At 56.5% G+C, this 16696-nt stretch carries 14 protein-coding genes; 2 read left to right on the forward strand and 12 right to left on the reverse strand.

The features are described from left to right. Window positions 1-81: 81 nt before the first annotated feature. The 4 genes from MYS68_RS36810 to MYS68_RS36825 all read right to left on the reverse strand — a co-directional run bounded on the left by MYS68_RS36810 (window position 82) and on the right by MYS68_RS36825 (window position 4901). Entirely contained in the window at window positions 82-1788 is a 1707-nt protein-coding gene (locus MYS68_RS36810; protein ID WP_248931141.1) for a cohesin domain-containing protein, read from the reverse strand. A 202-nt stretch (window positions 1789-1990) separates the two neighbouring features. Continuing rightward, complete coding sequence (locus tag MYS68_RS36815) at window positions 1991-2755, reverse strand: SDR family oxidoreductase (protein ID WP_248930487.1); 765 nt, start codon at window positions 2753-2755, stop codon at window positions 1991-1993. A gap of 94 nt (window positions 2756-2849) precedes the next feature. After that, complete coding sequence (locus MYS68_RS36820; protein ID WP_248930488.1) at window positions 2850-3674, reverse strand: MerR family transcriptional regulator; 825 nt, start codon at window positions 3672-3674, stop codon at window positions 2850-2852. Between the two features lie 120 nt (window positions 3675-3794). Further along, window positions 3795-4901, reverse strand: a complete 1107-nt coding sequence (locus tag MYS68_RS36825; RefSeq protein WP_248930489.1) for a hypothetical protein — start codon at window positions 4899-4901, stop codon at window positions 3795-3797. 199 nt (window positions 4902-5100) lie between these two features. On the opposite strand from MYS68_RS36825, the gene MYS68_RS36830 reads away from it, so the two are divergent. Both MYS68_RS36830 and MYS68_RS36835 read left to right on the forward strand, forming a co-directional pair. Continuing rightward, window positions 5101-5616 carry a CBO0543 family protein gene (locus MYS68_RS36830; RefSeq protein WP_248930490.1) on the forward strand — a complete coding sequence of 172 codons (516 nt, stop codon included), beginning with the start codon at window positions 5101-5103 and terminating at the stop codon, window positions 5614-5616. A 95-nt stretch (window positions 5617-5711) separates the two neighbouring features. Further along, entirely contained in the window at window positions 5712-6386 is a 675-nt protein-coding gene (locus MYS68_RS36835) for an HAD family hydrolase (RefSeq protein ID WP_248930491.1), read from the forward strand. 85 nt (window positions 6387-6471) lie between these two features. Here the strand turns inward: MYS68_RS36835 and MYS68_RS36840 are convergent, their stop codons facing one another. From MYS68_RS36840 to MYS68_RS36875, 8 genes are all read right to left on the reverse strand, one after another. Further along, complete coding sequence (locus MYS68_RS36840; RefSeq protein ID WP_248930492.1) at window positions 6472-7614, reverse strand: YheC/YheD family endospore coat-associated protein; 1143 nt, start codon at window positions 7612-7614, stop codon at window positions 6472-6474. Window positions 7615-7620: 6 nt separating this feature from the next. Further along, window positions 7621-8874, reverse strand: a complete 1254-nt coding sequence (locus tag MYS68_RS36845) for a YheC/YheD family endospore coat-associated protein (protein ID WP_476742046.1) — start codon at window positions 8872-8874, stop codon at window positions 7621-7623. After that, the gene (locus MYS68_RS36850) at window positions 8875-10242 is read right to left on the reverse strand and encodes a YheC/YheD family endospore coat-associated protein (protein WP_248930493.1); all 1368 of its coding nucleotides are present in this window, start codon (window positions 10240-10242) and stop codon (window positions 8875-8877) included. Further along, window positions 10239-11426 (reverse strand): YheC/YheD family endospore coat-associated protein, encoded by a 1188-nt coding sequence (locus tag MYS68_RS36855; protein WP_248930494.1) that lies wholly within the window; start codon window positions 11424-11426, stop codon window positions 10239-10241. Before MYS68_RS36855 ends, MYS68_RS36850 begins: the two co-directional genes overlap by 4 nt. A gap of 28 nt (window positions 11427-11454) precedes the next feature. After that, the gene (locus MYS68_RS36860) at window positions 11455-12822 is read right to left on the reverse strand and encodes a YheC/YheD family endospore coat-associated protein (protein WP_248930495.1); all 1368 of its coding nucleotides are present in this window, start codon (window positions 12820-12822) and stop codon (window positions 11455-11457) included. Window positions 12823-13853: 1031 nt separating this feature from the next. Beyond that, complete coding sequence (locus tag MYS68_RS36865; RefSeq protein WP_248931143.1) at window positions 13854-15092, reverse strand: MFS transporter; 1239 nt, start codon at window positions 15090-15092, stop codon at window positions 13854-13856. A gap of 8 nt (window positions 15093-15100) precedes the next feature. Beyond that, a complete protein-coding gene (locus tag MYS68_RS36870) occupies window positions 15101-15922 on the reverse strand; it encodes an HAD family hydrolase (RefSeq protein ID WP_248930496.1) in 822 nt (273 codons plus the stop codon). Further along, window positions 15919-16692 carry a DeoR/GlpR family DNA-binding transcription regulator gene (locus tag MYS68_RS36875; protein WP_248931144.1) on the reverse strand — a complete coding sequence of 258 codons (774 nt, stop codon included), beginning with the start codon at window positions 16690-16692 and terminating at the stop codon, window positions 15919-15921. The genes MYS68_RS36870 and MYS68_RS36875 overlap by 4 nt, the downstream gene beginning before the upstream one ends. Between the last annotated feature and the right edge of the window lie 4 nt (window positions 16693-16696).

Here is a 16696-nt window from a genome sequence, read left to right on the forward strand (position 1 = left end):
GATTACCTTAAGGGGAAGTTTAGTTTTTATCTGGGATGATAAGAAGACATCCCCGCTAGCGAGGCTGGCGGGGATTTTTTGTTAGTGATTAGGCGTGTAGTTTGAATTGGCAAGGATTTTATTGACAATGTAAACAAGGTCCTCGTTTGTTACAAATTCATCGCCCGCTTGATTGACGTTATATTTTACCGGATCGGCGTTGGAGGCGTGTTTGCCGTAATAGTAAGCATCTATAGCCAGGTCAAGAAGCGTGTAATCTCCCGATTTGTTGACGTCCTGTACATCACCGATCAGTACGGTGTCCTCCAAACAAGAATTTTCGTCTAAATCAAATTCACGTTCGGTGTTCGCAATACGGCATTTGAACGCGTCTATCTTGCCGGTCCCTGCCGCTTTTGCACGCAGCTTCAGCTTTAAGATTATAGTTTCGCCGTTAATGCCATATGCCTGTCCTTGGCTTGCAATAATAAAACGAATTGTACCGTTTTGATCTATAGGGGTGTTATAAATTTTGTAGCCTGATACTTCCTCGATACCTAAATATTCGAAGCGATTATTATCATAATGTACGGAGAAATCTTCAGCATAAATGTTGTTGACGTTCTTCAATACCACATTAGCTTTAATTTCATCTCCAACTGCAACCTTGGTTTCTGCAATAGCGATGTCCAGATTAGGTTGATTGGGAATCGTCACTGAAGCTTCGTTGGAAGGATTACTTTCGCCGCCTGCTCCGATCGCAGAAACGACGTAGTAATAAGTAACGCCCGCGGCAGCGGAAGCATCCGTGTAGGTTGTTCCCGTTACGGTGGAAGCCAATAACATGTGCGGGCCGCCGGCGTAGACTGAGCGTCTAACGTTATAAGCCGCTGCATTATTTGATGCATTCCAGTTCAAAATGACATGTCCGTTGCTAACTTCGCCGGTTAGGTTCGTCGGTGCCACTGGTGGAGGAACAGGGATGCGAGGCGTGACGGATATCTCTCTTGAATACCCGCTTTCCCCACCGCTGCTTTTTAAAGCAGAAACTACGTAATAATACGTAATTCCATTGGTGACGGAAGTATCGCTATAAGATGTATAAGTGGTGGTGGTTACTGTTGTATAAGGCCCTCCTGGCGATGTTGAACGTTTTAGATTGTACCCCGTTGAACCGGGAATCGTGTTCCAATAATTATTAACTACCGAATCGCCAAACGATGTCCATTGGATCTGTGGGGTACTTAATATAGGATCTTCGGGCGTCACGGATACTACGTTTGAATCGGCGCTTTCTCCATTGGAATTAACAGCCGTTACGATATAATAGTAAGTAATACCATTTGTTACGGAGTTGTCAGTATAACTATAACTTGTTGCAGGCAGGTTCACGATAATAGCGTAAGGACCACCGGAGGTGAGACTGCGTTTTATATTATATGAATCGGCGTTTGGAACCGAGTTCCACGCAAGAGTGATTTGTGCATTTCCAGATATGCCATATACAGAGGGTGCCGTCAGGGAAGGGTTTTGAGGTAACGCTGAGACTTCGTTTGAATTAGCGCTTTCCAGGCCGGATTCAGTAGGAGGTTCCGGTGAAAGAGAACTGCTTTTGAGGTTTACCGAGATCGGCATCACGTATCGGGTGTTGATAGGTTCAGAGGGGACGGCATCTCCCTCAATCCATCCCGCAGCGTATGCGGTAACCGAAGTTCCGTCTGCGCCATCAGACAATGGTAAACTTACCGTTGCTGCCGAAACCTCTAGTGCGGGGATCAGTAGAAAAAGTGCAACCATCAGACAAATCATTTTTTTCAATAAAATCTCTCCCTTAATTTATTTGAGTTACAATAACATACATTAAAATACAAGATATTACATCTGCCGTCTAAACATAATATGGATAAAATGTAATATTATTTATTTTTTCGAGGGCGACGATTTTGACAAAAAGGACAGATCCATAAATTATTTATCATTAAAAAAAGCCGCCAAAAGGCGGCTTTCCGGCTTAAAGATGCGACCCGCCGGTGGCGTCGAGCAGCTGCCCGGTGATCCAGCGGCTATCGGACGATGAAAGGAACGCGACGATATCGGCGATGTCGGAAGGTTCTCCGATCCGTCCCAGCGCCGATATGTCCTCCGCGTGTTTGCGACCTTCCGGCGTATGGAGCCACGAGGCGTTGACGTCGGTGTCGACGATGCCGGGCAGGACCGCGTTGACGGTAATGCCCCTCAGTCCGAGCAGCTGGGCGAGATGCAGCGTGAACGTATTGATGGCGCCCTTGGTCAAATTGTACGCCATGATGTGCGGATAAGCGATCCGTGTGACGCCGGACGATATATTGATGATGCGGCCTCCATCCCGGATGCGGGACAGCGACTGCTGCACGAGGAAAAACGGCGCCTTCACATTGACGGCAAACAGCCCGTCGAACATGTCCTCCGTCGTTTCCTCAAAGGTAGACGAGGTGCCGATACCGGCATTGTTCACCAAAATATCGAAATGCCGGCTGTCGCTCCGCGTGGCGAGCTCCTCATCCAGCGAACGAACGAGCCGGTGCACGCCGTCAACGGATTCGAGATCCGCTTCGACGGCGAAGGCGGCGCCTCCATTGTCCTCAATCGTACGAACGACTTCATCCGCCGCATCGCGCCGCCTGCCGTAGTGCACCGCGACGAGAGCGCCTTCCTCCGCGAGGCGAAGGGCAATCCCTCTTCCGATTCCTCTGCCTCCTCCTGTAACGATGGCTGTTTTTCCTTCCAAACGTCTCATGAACCTCACTCCTTATCGGTAGATGTAAATCTACACTACACCTTCCCCTTAAGGGGAGAGTCAAGAGGCGATTTCAGCCGACGTTCAAGAAGATTCAGGAAACGGCGGGCACGACGGGAACGATAAGCTCCGCCGTTCTCGAGCTCCCGTAAATCTCTTTGTCCGGAGTCAAATAGGTCTCGCGGACGGGCTCCGTGTCGGAAGGGCGGCAGCCGTTTGCGGCCATCCACGAAGCAAGCTCGTCCATAGCGGGGCACGAGCTGACGTAAGGGTCGCAGCGATGCACGAGGACCGCCGCCTTCAGTTCCGGCAGCCATTTGACGCTCACTCTGTCGCTGCCGGGAATCTCCTTGGAGATGGCTACGGCAACCTCCACGTCGGAGTGTTCCCCCTCGCCGCCGCAATCGTGCCAAAGCACGGTCAGCGGGGCGTTGTCGTCTTCGCCGTGCGCACGCACGTACGCCTTGACTTCGTCCAGCAGCAGGCACAGGTGCGAACGGGGGCAGACGGCGCGTACGGATGCGACGAGCTGCGGTTTTACGTTTTGCAGCTTCACCTCCGGCTGATCCGCAGAAGGCACAGTCCGCTCAAGGCGGGCAAGCCTTGCGTCCATTTCCCCGAGCCGGCGCTCCGCCTCCCGGATGGTGCGCTCCAGCTCCGCGCGTTTGGCTGCGACGAGCTGCTTGACCTGTTCGGGGGACACGCCGTCATCCAAAAGCGGCTTGATCTGCTCGAGGGTAAAGCCCTGTTCCTTGAAAGCGGAGATCCGCTTTACCGTCAGCAGCTGTTCGGGGGAATAGTAGCGATAGCCGGTAAATTCGTCGACGTGAGCGGGCTTCAGCAAGCCAAGCTCATCGTAAAACCGCAGCGTTTTGACGGAAACCCGGCTGATTTTGGCAAAAGCGCTGATTTTGAACATGACGCCCATCATGGCTCCTTTGGAGAAAAAATAGACATATCTCCAGCATACAACAAAATGCTGCAAAGAAACATGGCCGGGCTTCGCCCGGCCGCAGAGCTGCCGAAAAGCGAGCGGGCATCAGGTTTTCCAGACGATTTGCAGCTTGCCGCCGAAGCCTCCGGGAATCGTCGTCCATAAAGGATAGACGCGGCTCGCGTCCAGCTTCAAATATTTGAAGCCCCAGCTTTGATCGGACGAGACCGGTCCGCAGTACCTGGTCGTCGAGTCGTCGCTGAAGATAAAATATTGACCGCTGTCATACGGATTTTGCATGAACGCCCGCGCCGCGCCGGCCCCTGCCTCGTCCGTGAGCAAATAATGCAGCGTATAATCGACGCCGTAATTGGCGACATAGACGGTGTTTCCGGTCGTTCGGTCAATGCCTGGCTCGAACTCTCCGGCCAGCGCTCGCGGGTTCGAATGCCGGTTGAACAGCTCGACGTACTCCGTGCCGGCGGCCGTGCTCCACGGAATATAGGCGGTGCGGGAACATGAGGGGAATGTGCCGCGCACCTGCGCTTCGAAGCAGTATTCCCCGTAGCCGACCCTTTGCCCCTTAAAGCAAGGGTCCGCATCGGGACGATCGGGCAATATCTGGTAATACGGATCGGGCTGGGTCGCCTCCAGCACCGGAGCCGCCTTTTTCCAGAACGCGTAGACGGTCACCTCAATCGGCATCGGATCGGATCGGTCGTTATGGGCGACAAAATCGACGATGCCGGCTGCCGTTTGGTCGACGCCCACGGCGCCGGTTTCAAGCAGCACGAAAGGTTCCCCGGGGTGAAGAGTCGCTTTGTACATGTCGCGGCCGCGGGGATGGTTCGTCAGCCAGGCATCCCACGCCCTGGTACCGGCGAAAATGGAGGTTGAATGAACGGCATGTCCGGTTCGGTTCAGGTACAGATATACCGCCGACGCATTCGGATTCCGTACGCGTACGCGCATGATAACGGGTGCACTTGTGTTGTTGTAATGGTAAAAAAACACCCGGGTGCGGCCGGGAGATACGTCCTGGTACAAATAAAACCCGTTGTCGGCGACGGCCTGCTGTTTGAGCTGCTGTCCCCCGAGGTATTCGGGATTGTTGCTGTGAAGAAGCGTATAACCTGCTTGGCCGAGCGTTACCTTCGAGTTGACAAGAGCTCCTTCGGCGATCCGGTCTTCGATACGGCAGGTTGGGCTCATGAGCGAGTTCATCCTTTTTATATTATGGATATGGGGGAGGTCATCGTCGCTATGACTATTTCGTACCAATGGCATACCCTCGAAATGCATTCAAAAGCAAGTTTACGACGAAATATTTTACAAATATTGTATATTCCAACGGATGGATGGGGATGGTAAAAAGTATAGCAATCGGAAGCGCAAAGAGAGGGTAACTTGGATGCACCTAACCGTTGCCGCGGTCAGTATTTTAGCGGTTTTATTAACCGGAGTATGGAGAAAAGCGCCGGAGCTCCATACATCCCTGCTTTACGTAATTGTCGGGAATCTGCTCTACAATGTCCTGACGTACGAGTGGGTTCTTTGGGAGTTCCATCCGGAAGTATTCCCCGAAGCCGTAACCGAACTGATGTATACGTTCATCGTATTCCCCTGCACGGTGCTGCTTTACTTGGCTCGTTTTCCCGAAGGGACGATTGGGAGAAAACTGCTTCATATCGTTTTTTGGATAGCCGTATACGCCTTGGTTGAATTCGTCTGGGAAAGGTTCGGGCGGATCGATTACCATCACGGTTGGAGCTACTGGTGGTCGATCAGTTTTGATTTCATCATGTTCCCCATGCTTCGTCTGCATCAAAAAAGATCGTGGATAGCCTATGTGCTGTCCTTCTTTATCACCTTGACGTTTCTTTTTCTCTTCAAGGTTCCGGTTCATATGCTTAAAACCAGTATGTGACATTTGTCCGTTTTTAACCGGGTCGATTGACACGCCCCCCTTGTTCGTGCTTGTATAGACATAGAATTCAGAAAGAACAAGGGAGTGGAATAAAAATGTCATCGAAATCCGGGGAACGGCCGGAGGCGCTTCTTTTTGACCTTGACGGAACGTTGTTTAAAACGGAAACTTTGCTGCTGCCGGCCTACCATGCCACATTTGACCAATTGAGGGCGGAAGGGCTGTTTGCAGGGCCGACGCCTCCGGAAGAGAGAATTTTGGGAAGCCTTGGGATGCTGCTGGAGCATATTTGGCAAAACGTGATGCCGGGCTCCTCGAAGGAAGCCCGTTTGCGTGCGGACGAGCTTTTGCTGGAGTACCAGCTCGAAGGCTTGCGCCGCGGGCAAGGAGAGCTGTACGACGAAGTGGCTTCCGCTTTACGGGAGATGAGAGAGCGGGGGTTCCGGTTGTTTGTCGCGAGCAACGGCCTCGAAGCTTATGTAAAGCAGGTGCCGGAGCATAAAGGGATTGCGCCGCTCTTTGAAGGCCTGTACAGCGCCGGGGAATACAAGACCTCCTCCAAGGTCGATCTGGTTCGGCTGCTGCTGGATAAGCACGGAATCAAGAGCGCCTGGATGGTCGGCGACCGTTCCTCGGATGTCGAAGCCGGACGCAAAAACGGGCTCACCGTCGTCGGCTGCGACTACGCCGGCTTCCGTAAGGAAGGCGAGCTGGAAGGGGCGCACATCGTGATCCGCCGGTTCGGCGAGCTGCTCGGGCATTTGGGTTAAGCGAATGCAGCCCCAAAAAAAAGGATGCACTTTCCGCTGCGTGCGGGGGGCATCCTTTTTTTTTAAACGGAGTCAAGGGCTTTCATCATGACAAGCCGTCCGCAGGACCGAATTCATGGAAAGGGCCTGCCTGCGAGGCTTTCGCCTTGCCCTGCTTATGAACCCAAAGCGCGTACTCCAGCGGCCGGGTGATCGCCTTGCGGTACGTCGACAGCTGGCCGATGCGGTAAAATACCTCGCGGGACGGCTTCGGGTTGACCTCCAGCAGCCAGACATGGCCGGTCGGATCGACGGCCAAATCGATGCCCGCCTCGCAGAAGCTGCCGAACCGCTTCTCAAGATGTTCGGCGACATCGAGCCCGAGCCGGTACGCTTCGCGTTTGATCTGCTCCACCTTCGCGCTTGGGAAGCGCCCTTCGAGCAGCTTCTCCATCGGCACCGCGATGCCGCCGCCATGGAGATTCGACGTGACCGAGCGCTTCGGACCGATCCTGCCGGCGCAGCCGGTGATCTCCCATTCGCCGCTGCCGTTTTTTTGCACGAGCATGCGGTAGTCGTGTACGCGGCCATCTTTCAGCTTCAGCGGAATTCCCTGCTGGACGAGATATCTTTGAGCGAGCGGAAAGCCGTTTAGCGTTCGCACAATGCCGCGTACGCTCACCTGCCGGGGCATCATGATGCGCCGCTGCTGGTCGCGGCCCTGCAGCAGGAAAGTGTTCGTGCCGATACGTTCGATGCGCACGATGCCGCGGCCGCCGGTGCCGCCTCGCGGCTTCAAGTAAACAAGCCGATGCTCCTTCAGCATGCGGCTGAGCGCCTTATCGTCCCTATACTGCACCGTTTGGGGCAAATGAGGCGCTATTTTCTCGCTTTCGAGCAAAATCTGGTGCATGGTCCATTTGTTGGCGAGCGGCTTGCTGATATAGTGCAGCTTATACCGGCTTCGGAAAGCCTGGATTTTGCGGTAATTGTTTACCCCATGGTAGCGGCAGCGGTCATAAACGATCTGTGGGAGCGAAATCCATTTGCGCCGCCACATTCCCGTACCCGGATCGTAATACTGCGCATGCACCAGCTGCCTGGAAGCATCGACATCGTCGGGAGTGAAAACGAACGGCTCGATGCCGAGCCGTTTTCCATGAATGCATAACTTGCGGAAAAACGACCGTTCCTCCAGCCGTTTCTCGCTCAAATACATGGCCAAAATGCCGAGACGTAAAGACGCCATGCAGCATCAACCGCCTTCCGTAGGCTTTAAAAGACGGACAGACGCTTTTTTTCGCTTAGGCGCAGCCAAGGGGGAACGCGTCCGCATGCGGGTGCGGATTCGTTTGCGGGCACGCGTGCGTTTCCTTTTTTTCATCCCTGCCAAAAATGCCGAGTAATTGATCAGGTTTTCCAGCGATCTTTTGCGTATCGGCGGTTCGTCGAATTTCATCGGCTTCGAGTTGGCTTCGAAAAACCACAGGTTTCCCTTCGTATCGACTCCGAGATCCATCGACATTTCCCCCAGCGTCTGTCCGGACGCTTTTTCGATTTGCTTTGCGATCGTGATGGCGGTCCGTTTCGTCCGCCGGATGATTTTCTTGGTGTCCTGCAGGCCGAAGGTAGAGGACAGCAGTTTTTTCGGATTGTCGATCGACCCGCCGCGCGGCACGTGGGTCGTAATGCTCAGCTTGCCGGCAAGGCGCGCTCCGACGCCGGCTACCGACCAGTGTCCCTTGGCGTTTTTTTGCACGAGCACGCGCAAATCGAACGGCCGGTTTTTGAATGTCGCGAGCGGGATGGCCTGCTGCATAATGTAATCCTGATTTCCCGCCAAATTGCGGATTTGCGTCCAAAGCGAGGAAATCGTCGGATAATAGGATATAATGCTGCGGGTTTTATCCTGAATCGATAATTGAAAATCGTTCGGACGCAGCTTGCTCGTGCTTTTGGCGACCTTCATGATGCCTTTGCCCGCCTTGCCGCGAACCGGCTTCAAGTACAACGCCCGGTGCTTCTGCAGCAGCTCCGCGAGATCCTCGCTCGTCGTCAGCTTCTGCGTGGCCGGCACCAGCTTGCGGGTAACGTCCGATTTGTTCAGCCATTCGAACAAGGTCCACTTGTTAAAAAACGACGGATTAAACAGGCGGATTTGCCCGTGTTTGAGGCAGGCCTGTAGCGTTTGCTGAACTTCGGGCAGCAGCTCGAACTTGCGGAACGGGATCCGGTTGTAGACGACGTTAGGAACCGGCACCTCCGTTTTTTTCCACCTTTTTGCGTTAAAATCGTAAACGTAGCCAAGCGTGTTCTTGCCGGATATCTTGAAGTCGGACGTGGTCGTCACGTAGACGTTCACGCCGAGCTCCTGGCCGGTGCGGATCAGGTCGATATAATTTTCCCGATTTCCGCGAAAAATTCTTTCGCCGTCGTCATAAGTGAGTATAGCCAGGGTGGGCCGTGGCCGTTTTTCGTGTACGACGGCGTCGATGTCGATGTCGTCCACTCAAGCTTCCCTCCTTGGGCGAAATCGGCTCAAATATTGGCAAAAGTCGAAAATGTGATTGAGCGTCGCTTTCCCCTGTCCTTTTAAGGCCGGATGTTTAAAAATCGAGCGTCCCGGCTTCGAGTTCGCTTCGAACATCCAAATCCCCTCGTTTTGATCGATGCCGATGTCAAATCCGAGCTCGCCCAGCATGTGCCGATGCTTTCGTTCGATCGCTTCGGCAAGCTGGATGACGGTCTCTTTCGCTTTATCCAGCACTTCGTCGCCGCGGCTGCCGAAAGCTTGCCGCAGCGCCTGTTCCGGCGTAAGCAGCTGGCCGCCGTTGCGCACGTGGGTCGTGACGCTGCCTTTGCCCGCCTTTTTCGCGCCGACGCCGGCGACGACCCACTCGTTGCTGCTGTTTTTCGTCAGGTGGAAGCGGAAGTCGATCGGGCAGTTATCGATTTCGATCAGGCGGATGCCCTGCTGGGCGACATAATGGTTCAGCCGTCCGTTGCGGCGGCTGATGTGGTTATACAATCCCTCGAACTTGCTGAAGCGGAGCAGCACGTTTTTGCCGGCCCTGCGGAAGCGGGCGTAATACCCTCGCTTCGGATTGTAGGTCAGCCGGTAAATGCCGATGCCAAGCGATCCGCCGGTCGGCTTCAGGTAAATGAATTTGTGCCTCTCCAGCATATCCTTGATTTGCGCTTGCGTCGGATTCATTCGCGATTCGGGCACATGCCTGAACGCTTCCGTCCCTTCAAGCAGGTTGTAGACGTCCGATTTGTCGAAAAAAGCCCAGTTGAACAGCGGAATGCCCCGGCGCAGAAAACGCTGCTTGAAGCTGTCCATCGAGGCGAGCTTTTCGGCTTTGCGGCTCGGCAGCCGGTTATACACGACGTCCGGCAAAGGCACCGTCCGGCGAACCCAACCGCCGTCCTTGCGGGGAAAGTAACCGAGCACCGTCTCCTGCGCCCAATTGACATGGCGCGGGGAGAAGGCGAACGTGAACGAACGGCCTTCGCCCGGACTCATAAATTCGCGGATCAGGCCGGTTCGCGTGCCGAAAGGGCGCGACTCGCTCGCAAGAACCCCGGTCATGATGCCGATGAGCGGACCGAATTGAATGTCTTTGCCGGTCGTCGACATGATCATGCTGGAGCCCGAAGGCGGGATTTTGATGGCGCTGGCGAGCGAGGGAGGGAAGTAGGCGTGCCTCCCGGATTTTTTCAATATTTTTAGCGGTGCGTTCGTCTTTTTGGTCCCAAGCCGAAGAGTCACGGTTTTTGTCTTGGCCAGCTTTAACGTTTTGGCGAGCTCGCTGGTGAGATAGATGGCTCTCTCCGGCCGTTGCGTCACATGAATCGTGCAGGTAGTGATACTCATGATTGTCCTCCTGTACTCCTCCTCGGAAAATAAGGAGCTTCTTCTAAGCCAAGTTTTCGTATATCTGCTCCATTCCACGTTCTCTTTATCAAGTACCCGGCATAGCGAATCGGGCTGGCCAAGGCGTTCAGCCTGGCTTCGGAATCGTTCAGCCTGGCAAAAATCGAGCGCCCCGGCTTGGAATTGGCCTCCAGAAACCAGACGCGGCCTGCGGCATCGATGCCGAAATCGAGGCCGAGCTCGGCAAGCCGGCCATGCCGGCGTTCAAGCGCCGGCGGAAGCCGGCGGGAGAGTGCGGCAAGCTCCGCTGCGATGCGCCCGGCGTGCGTCTCGCCGAATTGTGCGGCGAGAAACGGCATCATCTCCGCCACGTCGCCTCCGCCGTGCAGGTTGGAGGTGACGCTGCCGGGGCGCCCGCGACGAACGGCCATGCCGGTCAGACGCCAGCGGCCGCTGCCGTCCTTTTGCACCAGCGAGCGAACGTCGAACGCCTCGCCTTCCGGCGTCGTTAACGCGAGGTAACGCTGCAGCAAATAGCTGCGCCCGCGGATGAAGCGCTCGAGCCAGAGCTGCAGTTGGGTAAACCCGGCAATGGTCAATTGAACCGTTCGGTTGTGCCGGTCCCTGCCGTTGATGAGGTAGAGGCCGGACGCCTTGTCTTTGTGCACGTGCAGCGCGCCTTTGCCTTGGGAGCCGGCCAGCGGCTTCAGAAACGCATCGTCATGCCGCCCGAACCAAGCCTCCAGCGTTTTCGGGCCGGCGTACGGAGTCGTCTCGGGCAAATACGGCGCCAGCTCCCGTTCGCGCAGCAGCATGCGGTGGACGTCCCATTTGCCTCCAAGTCCTACCCCGAGGAAGGCGATGCCCGCGCCGCTCAGCCGGCGCACTTGTTTGCGGTATTCGAGATACTGCTTTCTGCCGGAAAAAAAACATCGGTCATACACGGCATCCGGCAGCGGAAACCGGCGTTTGCACCACGACCCGGCCGCGGCGTCATAAGCGTATCCGGCTGTCGTCCGCGTCATCCAGTCGACGTCTTGCGGCGAAAACACATAAACGGCCAGCCCCGCTTTGGCCCCAAGCAAACAGAGCTGACGGTAAAAGCCCCGATTCCGAAAAGGGATTTCTCCTTCCGCAGGGGACGTCATAATGCCTAGAAACCGCTGCCGCAACATTTCGGGCATGGTCGTTTTCCCCCTTCCTGCTAGCCGGTCAAAACTTGGCGAGATAACGCGCGTATTGGACGACTTGCTTCACGGAAGGGCGCACTTTGCGATCCGCCTGCAGAGAGGTATTGTCGTCCTTGGAAGGCTTCGAATTGACTTCCAGCAGCCACACCTTGCCCGCGGTATCCATCGCCAGGTCGATCCCGAGTTCGGCGAAGTGGCCGTTAATTTGCGACTCGATTCCTTTGGCGATCAGGAGCGAAGCGCGCTTCAGCCTTGCCGCCGCATTGGTTTTGTTTGCCGCGTTGGAGCGGGCGATCGCCTCCTTCACAGGGCATAACGTGCCCCCCCGTGCCAGATTGGACACGAAGTGATGGTTTCCCGCGATGCGTCCGACAATGGACGTGACTCCCCATTGTCCGGTTTTATCCCGCTGCACGAGCGAGCGGAAGTCGACGGGACGGTTGCCGACGGAGATCAGGTTCAGTCCCTGCTGAACCTGGTAACGCCGGGTTTTAATTTTTCCGGCGAGCGCCTGGACCATGGCGGTGAGGCTCGGGAACGCCTGCTTGCGGGTGCCGTTTACGCCCGCATAATGGCAAACGTAACTTCCGCTCTCCTGCCGCCGAATCCGGACGATGCCTTTGCCGAGGCTGCCGGTTATCGGTTTGAGAAATACGGTGGCATGTTTCGTGCACATGCCCTTCAGCAATTGTGCGTTTCTCAGCAAATGCGACTCCGGCAAATAAATGTGCAGCGACGCTTCCTTGCGCAGGGCATCGAACACTTCGTTTTTATTGAGATATTTCTCGTTAAAAATGCTGCTGTGGTGATGAAGCTTGGCGTTTTGGATAAATTGCTGGACGACCGGACGATTTTCGTATCTGCGCGAAGTCAGCCTGTTGTAAATGACATGGGGGACCGGAAACGAATTTCGGATCCAGCGCCCCGAATACGTATATCCTTTCACCGTGTCGCTGCGGGGGCTAATATCGTCCGGCGTGAAAAAATAAACAAAAGCTCCGTGCTCCTCGCAGGCGTCGGTCATTTCGCGGCAAAACGCCGTGATCGTGCCGAACGGACGATCCGGTGAACTGCTGAATACCCGGCTGACCATAACTCCGATAAGAGGTCCGATGCTCAGGGTGCGGGAGGTTGCGCTGTATTTCAGGCATAGCTGCCTGCCGCCCGTCAGGCCCATCTTGGATGCAAGCGAGTCCGACAGGCGCAGGGCCAGAGGCTGCTGACTCGAAGCAACCTTCACGTCGTGCTTGAAAGAACCGAAGCGCAAATTCAAGGTTTGCCCTGTCGGGATCTTCCATTTTTTGATCACGGTTTCCCCGAGCAGTATAACCTTATCGTCCATGTAGATGCTGGCACTTTGCACTTGTACCCTGACTTTTGTTCTTTTCATGAACCGAACTCCTTCCAGCACCGACTTTCTGGCTTGAATAAAGCTAACTAATTCATCATATGAGGACATTTTTACCTTGGTGAAAAGAAAACAGGTCCATCGCCACCCAAATAGCGGGCGGATGCATACAAAAACGCCCGCACTCCGGTAAAGGAGTACGGGCGTTGGAGGGCAGCCGAGCGCCGCGTGTCCGGGCGAGAGTGGAAAAGCGCTCTCGGCGTCGTCGAAGCATTGAAGCGGTGGTGCGGGGTGGCCGAGAGGCGCCAAAACCGGCTAACAGCCGCCCGGGAGCGCCGCGGTGCAGCGCGAGAGGAGGAAAAAGCCGCTCTCGGCGCCGGCGGAGCACAGAAGCGGCGGTGCGGGGTGGCCGAGAGACGGCAAAACCGGCTAACAGCCGCCCGGGAACGCTGCGGTGCAGCGCGAGAGGAGGAAAAAGCCGCTCTCGGCGCCGGCGAAGCGCAGAAGCGGCGGTGCGGGGTGGCCGAGAGACGCCAAAACCGGCTAACAGCCGCCCGGGAGCGCCGCGTGTCCGCGCGAGAGGAGGAAAAAGCCGCTCTCAGCGTCGGCGGAGCACAGAAGCGGCGGTGCGGGGTGGCCGAGAGACGGCAAAACCGGCTAACAGCCGCCCGGGAGCGCTGCGGTGCAGCGCGAGAGGAGGAAAAAGCCGCTCTCGGCGTCGGCGGAGCGCCGAAGCGGCGGTGCGGGATGGCCGAGAGGCGGCAAAACCGGCTAACAGCCGCCCGGGAGCGCCGCGGTGCAGCGCGAGAGGAGGAAAAATCCGCTCTCGGCGTCGGCGGAGCGCAGAATCGGCGGTGCGTATCGGCCGAGAGGCGGCAAAACCGGCTAACAGCCGCCCGGGAGCGCTGCGTGTCCGCGCGAGAGGAGGAAAAAGCCGCTCTCGGCATCGGCGGAGCGCAGAATCGGCGGTGCGTATCGGCCGAGAGGCGGCAAAACCGGCTAACAGCCGCCCGGGAGCGCCGCGTGTCCGCGCGAGAGGAGGAAAAAGCCGCTCTCAGCGCCGCATCCGTTTGTCACGCGGACACGCTCATCCGCTTCGCCTGCCCTAATCTCGCGGCGCCGATGAGGCCGAACATGAGGAGAGCGGCCCCGCTCACGCACCATAAAGAAGCGGATGCCGAAGCGGCATCCATCAGCCGCCCGAGCAGGAGCGGCATCACGGCGCCGCCGAGGCCGCCGGATGCGATGAGCAGGCTCGTCGTCCGCTCCGTCGTGCCGGGCAGCAGCTGGTTCGCATACACCAGCGCGATCGAAAACATGCCGGCCATCAGCAGCCCGAGCGCCAGCACGAGCGCATACGCCGCCCAAAGATTGGCGGCAACGGCGAGGCCGATCAGCGCGAAGACGCTGACGATGCAGGTGAGCAGCAGGTAGCGGGCGTACCCGGCCCGCTCCGCTGCGAAGCCGGCGACCATGCGGCCGGCGACCATGGCGGCCCAGTAGATCGTGACGCTGATCGTGCTGGCCGAGCTGGTGAGCGAGAAATTTTCGATGAACACGGATGGCAGGTAATGAATGAGGCTGACTTCGCTTCCCACGTACATGAAAAATACGGCGATAAATGCGATAAGCAGAGGCAGCGAACCTCGGCGATATCCCACGGCAGCCGCGGCTTTGACAGGTGAGGTTCCCTCCGCTTCGGCCCGACCCGCCGCCGTTTCTCCGGAACTCTCCGGCTCTGCGCCGCTGCGATGAATCAAATACGCGTCCATTTCCTCGCCGAACGACAGCTTCCGCCAAAACAGCAGCATGCACAGCGAAGACAAGCCCAGAAACCAAAACGAACACGTCCACAGCCCGTAAGCGATCAAAAACCCGGAAATAAACGGCATCAAGAGCGCGCCGAGCCCGAAAAACACCTCAAGCCGGCTCATGGCAACCGCTTGACGGTCCCGGACAGCCCGCAGCACGAGCGTGCCGACGCTCGATTCCACGAGCCCGAAGCCGAAGCCCGCGGCAAACGCGAGCAGCAGCAGACCGGGCCAAGGGGGGAGAAAGCTGATCCACGTCTCCGCCACCGTCATGCAGCCGAACGCCAGCACAAGGCTGCTGCGCCGTCCGAGCCTTCGCACCAGCCAAGGCATGCAGAGCACGCCGGTCAGCAGCCCGAAAAATTGGGCGAAAACGAGGTCGCCGCCGGCGCTGTAGCTTTTGCCGTACAAGTGCAGCAGCTCCGGCAGAACCGAGCCGATGATCACATGCGTGAAGCCGATGAGCAAATACGAGAAGCAGCCGATCCAAAGAAGTCTCATTGCCACGATCAGTCACCTCCCGGAAAACCGGCGATTTTACGCTTGCGGTTAAAGCTCAGCAGCCACTCGATGGCGTGGGATACGCTGTTTGCGTTATATCGGGCATATCTGCGCACATCCGGATGGCTGCCCGGCATAGCGAAGCTGTGGGACACTGCACGGAACATCGGCACGTCGTTGAACGAATCGCCGATGCATACGACCTGCTCCGGCTCAAGTCCGAGATGTTCCATCAGGATGCCGAGACCGCTGCCTTTGGAAATGCCGCGGGGCATGACGTCCAAACAATCGGCGTCGGAGATGAACGTATCCGTTTCATGACCCATCGCATTTCGAATATCCGTTTGCAGCTGCAGCAGCAAATCGATGGGTCCGAAAAAGGTAATTTTGCTGCAGTCCACGCCGCCGCCAAGCCGCTCAAGCACATCCGGCTCGAAGCTCAGCTTGATGGACATTCTCTCCTGTTTCCTCTCGGCGCGTTCATCCCATGCGGCGACGATGTTGCGGTCGAATGCGCAAACGACGGACAGCAGGTCGAATTTCGCCCCGATCCGCATGATCTGCCTCACGGTCTCCGGCATAAAAAATGTTTCCCGAAGCTGCTTTCCTTCCGACGTATGAACGAACGCCCCGTTCTGCGAAACGATATGCATCGGAATGCCGATGTCCCGGGCGATGACGGCCATTTCCGGATGCATCCTCCCGGACGCCATACCGAAACGCACCCCTTGCAGGGCCGCTTCGCGAATAGCTCTTTTTTCCTCCAGGCGCACCTTCTTGTCGTGGGTCAGCAGCGTTCCGTCCAAGTCGGTAATCATAAGTTGAATCACGTTTGCGACACTCCTTCCGTCAGCATAATGTTCACTTGGTGTTTCTGAAGCTCTTCCCGCAGCGGCTCATCCGGCTCTCTGTCGGTGATCAAAATATCGATCGATTCGAAGCCCGCCACGCGATGAAACTGCCTTTTGCCGAACTTGGAGTGATCGGCCAGCAAAATCACCTGATCCGACCTTTTCATCATTTCACGCATCACGTAGCCTTCTTCTTCAAAAGGGGTGGAGATGCCGTCAAGCGTGATCGCACACGTGCCGAGCAGCAGCTTGTCGACCTGGTAATCCCGCAGCATTTCGAGCGTTCTCGCTCCGAAAATATACCGGTGCTCCGCATTAAGCTGCCCGCCCAGCATGTGAACGGTCATTCCCGGCTTCGCGATCAGCGCGGAGGCGATGTCGATCGAGTTGGTGACGACGACGTTTTTCTCGGTACGCATTTCCTCCGCGGCGCACCAAACGGTGGTCGACGCGTCCATGAGCAGAAAATCCCGATCCTGAATGAGTGAGGCGGCCAGCTTGCCGATAGCCCGTTTCGAGGCGGTTTCGTCGGTCATTCTTTTATCGTAGGTCGGAATATCTTTGGAAAGGGTGGGCAGGATGGCTCCGCCGCGCGTGCGTAAAATGCTGCCCTGCTCCTCCAGCTTGACCATATCCCTTCTTGCCGTATCCCGGGAAACGCCGAACCGTTCGCAGATCGTATCGACGCTGATCCGTCCGTGTTCTTTCATATACTGCAAAATGGCGATGATACGTTCCTCCTGATACAGTCGA

The organism is Paenibacillus hamazuiensis, from assembly GCF_023276405.1.
In the GTDB taxonomy this organism is placed as follows: Bacteria; Bacillota; Bacilli; order Paenibacillales; family NBRC-103111; genus Paenibacillus_AF; species Paenibacillus_AF hamazuiensis.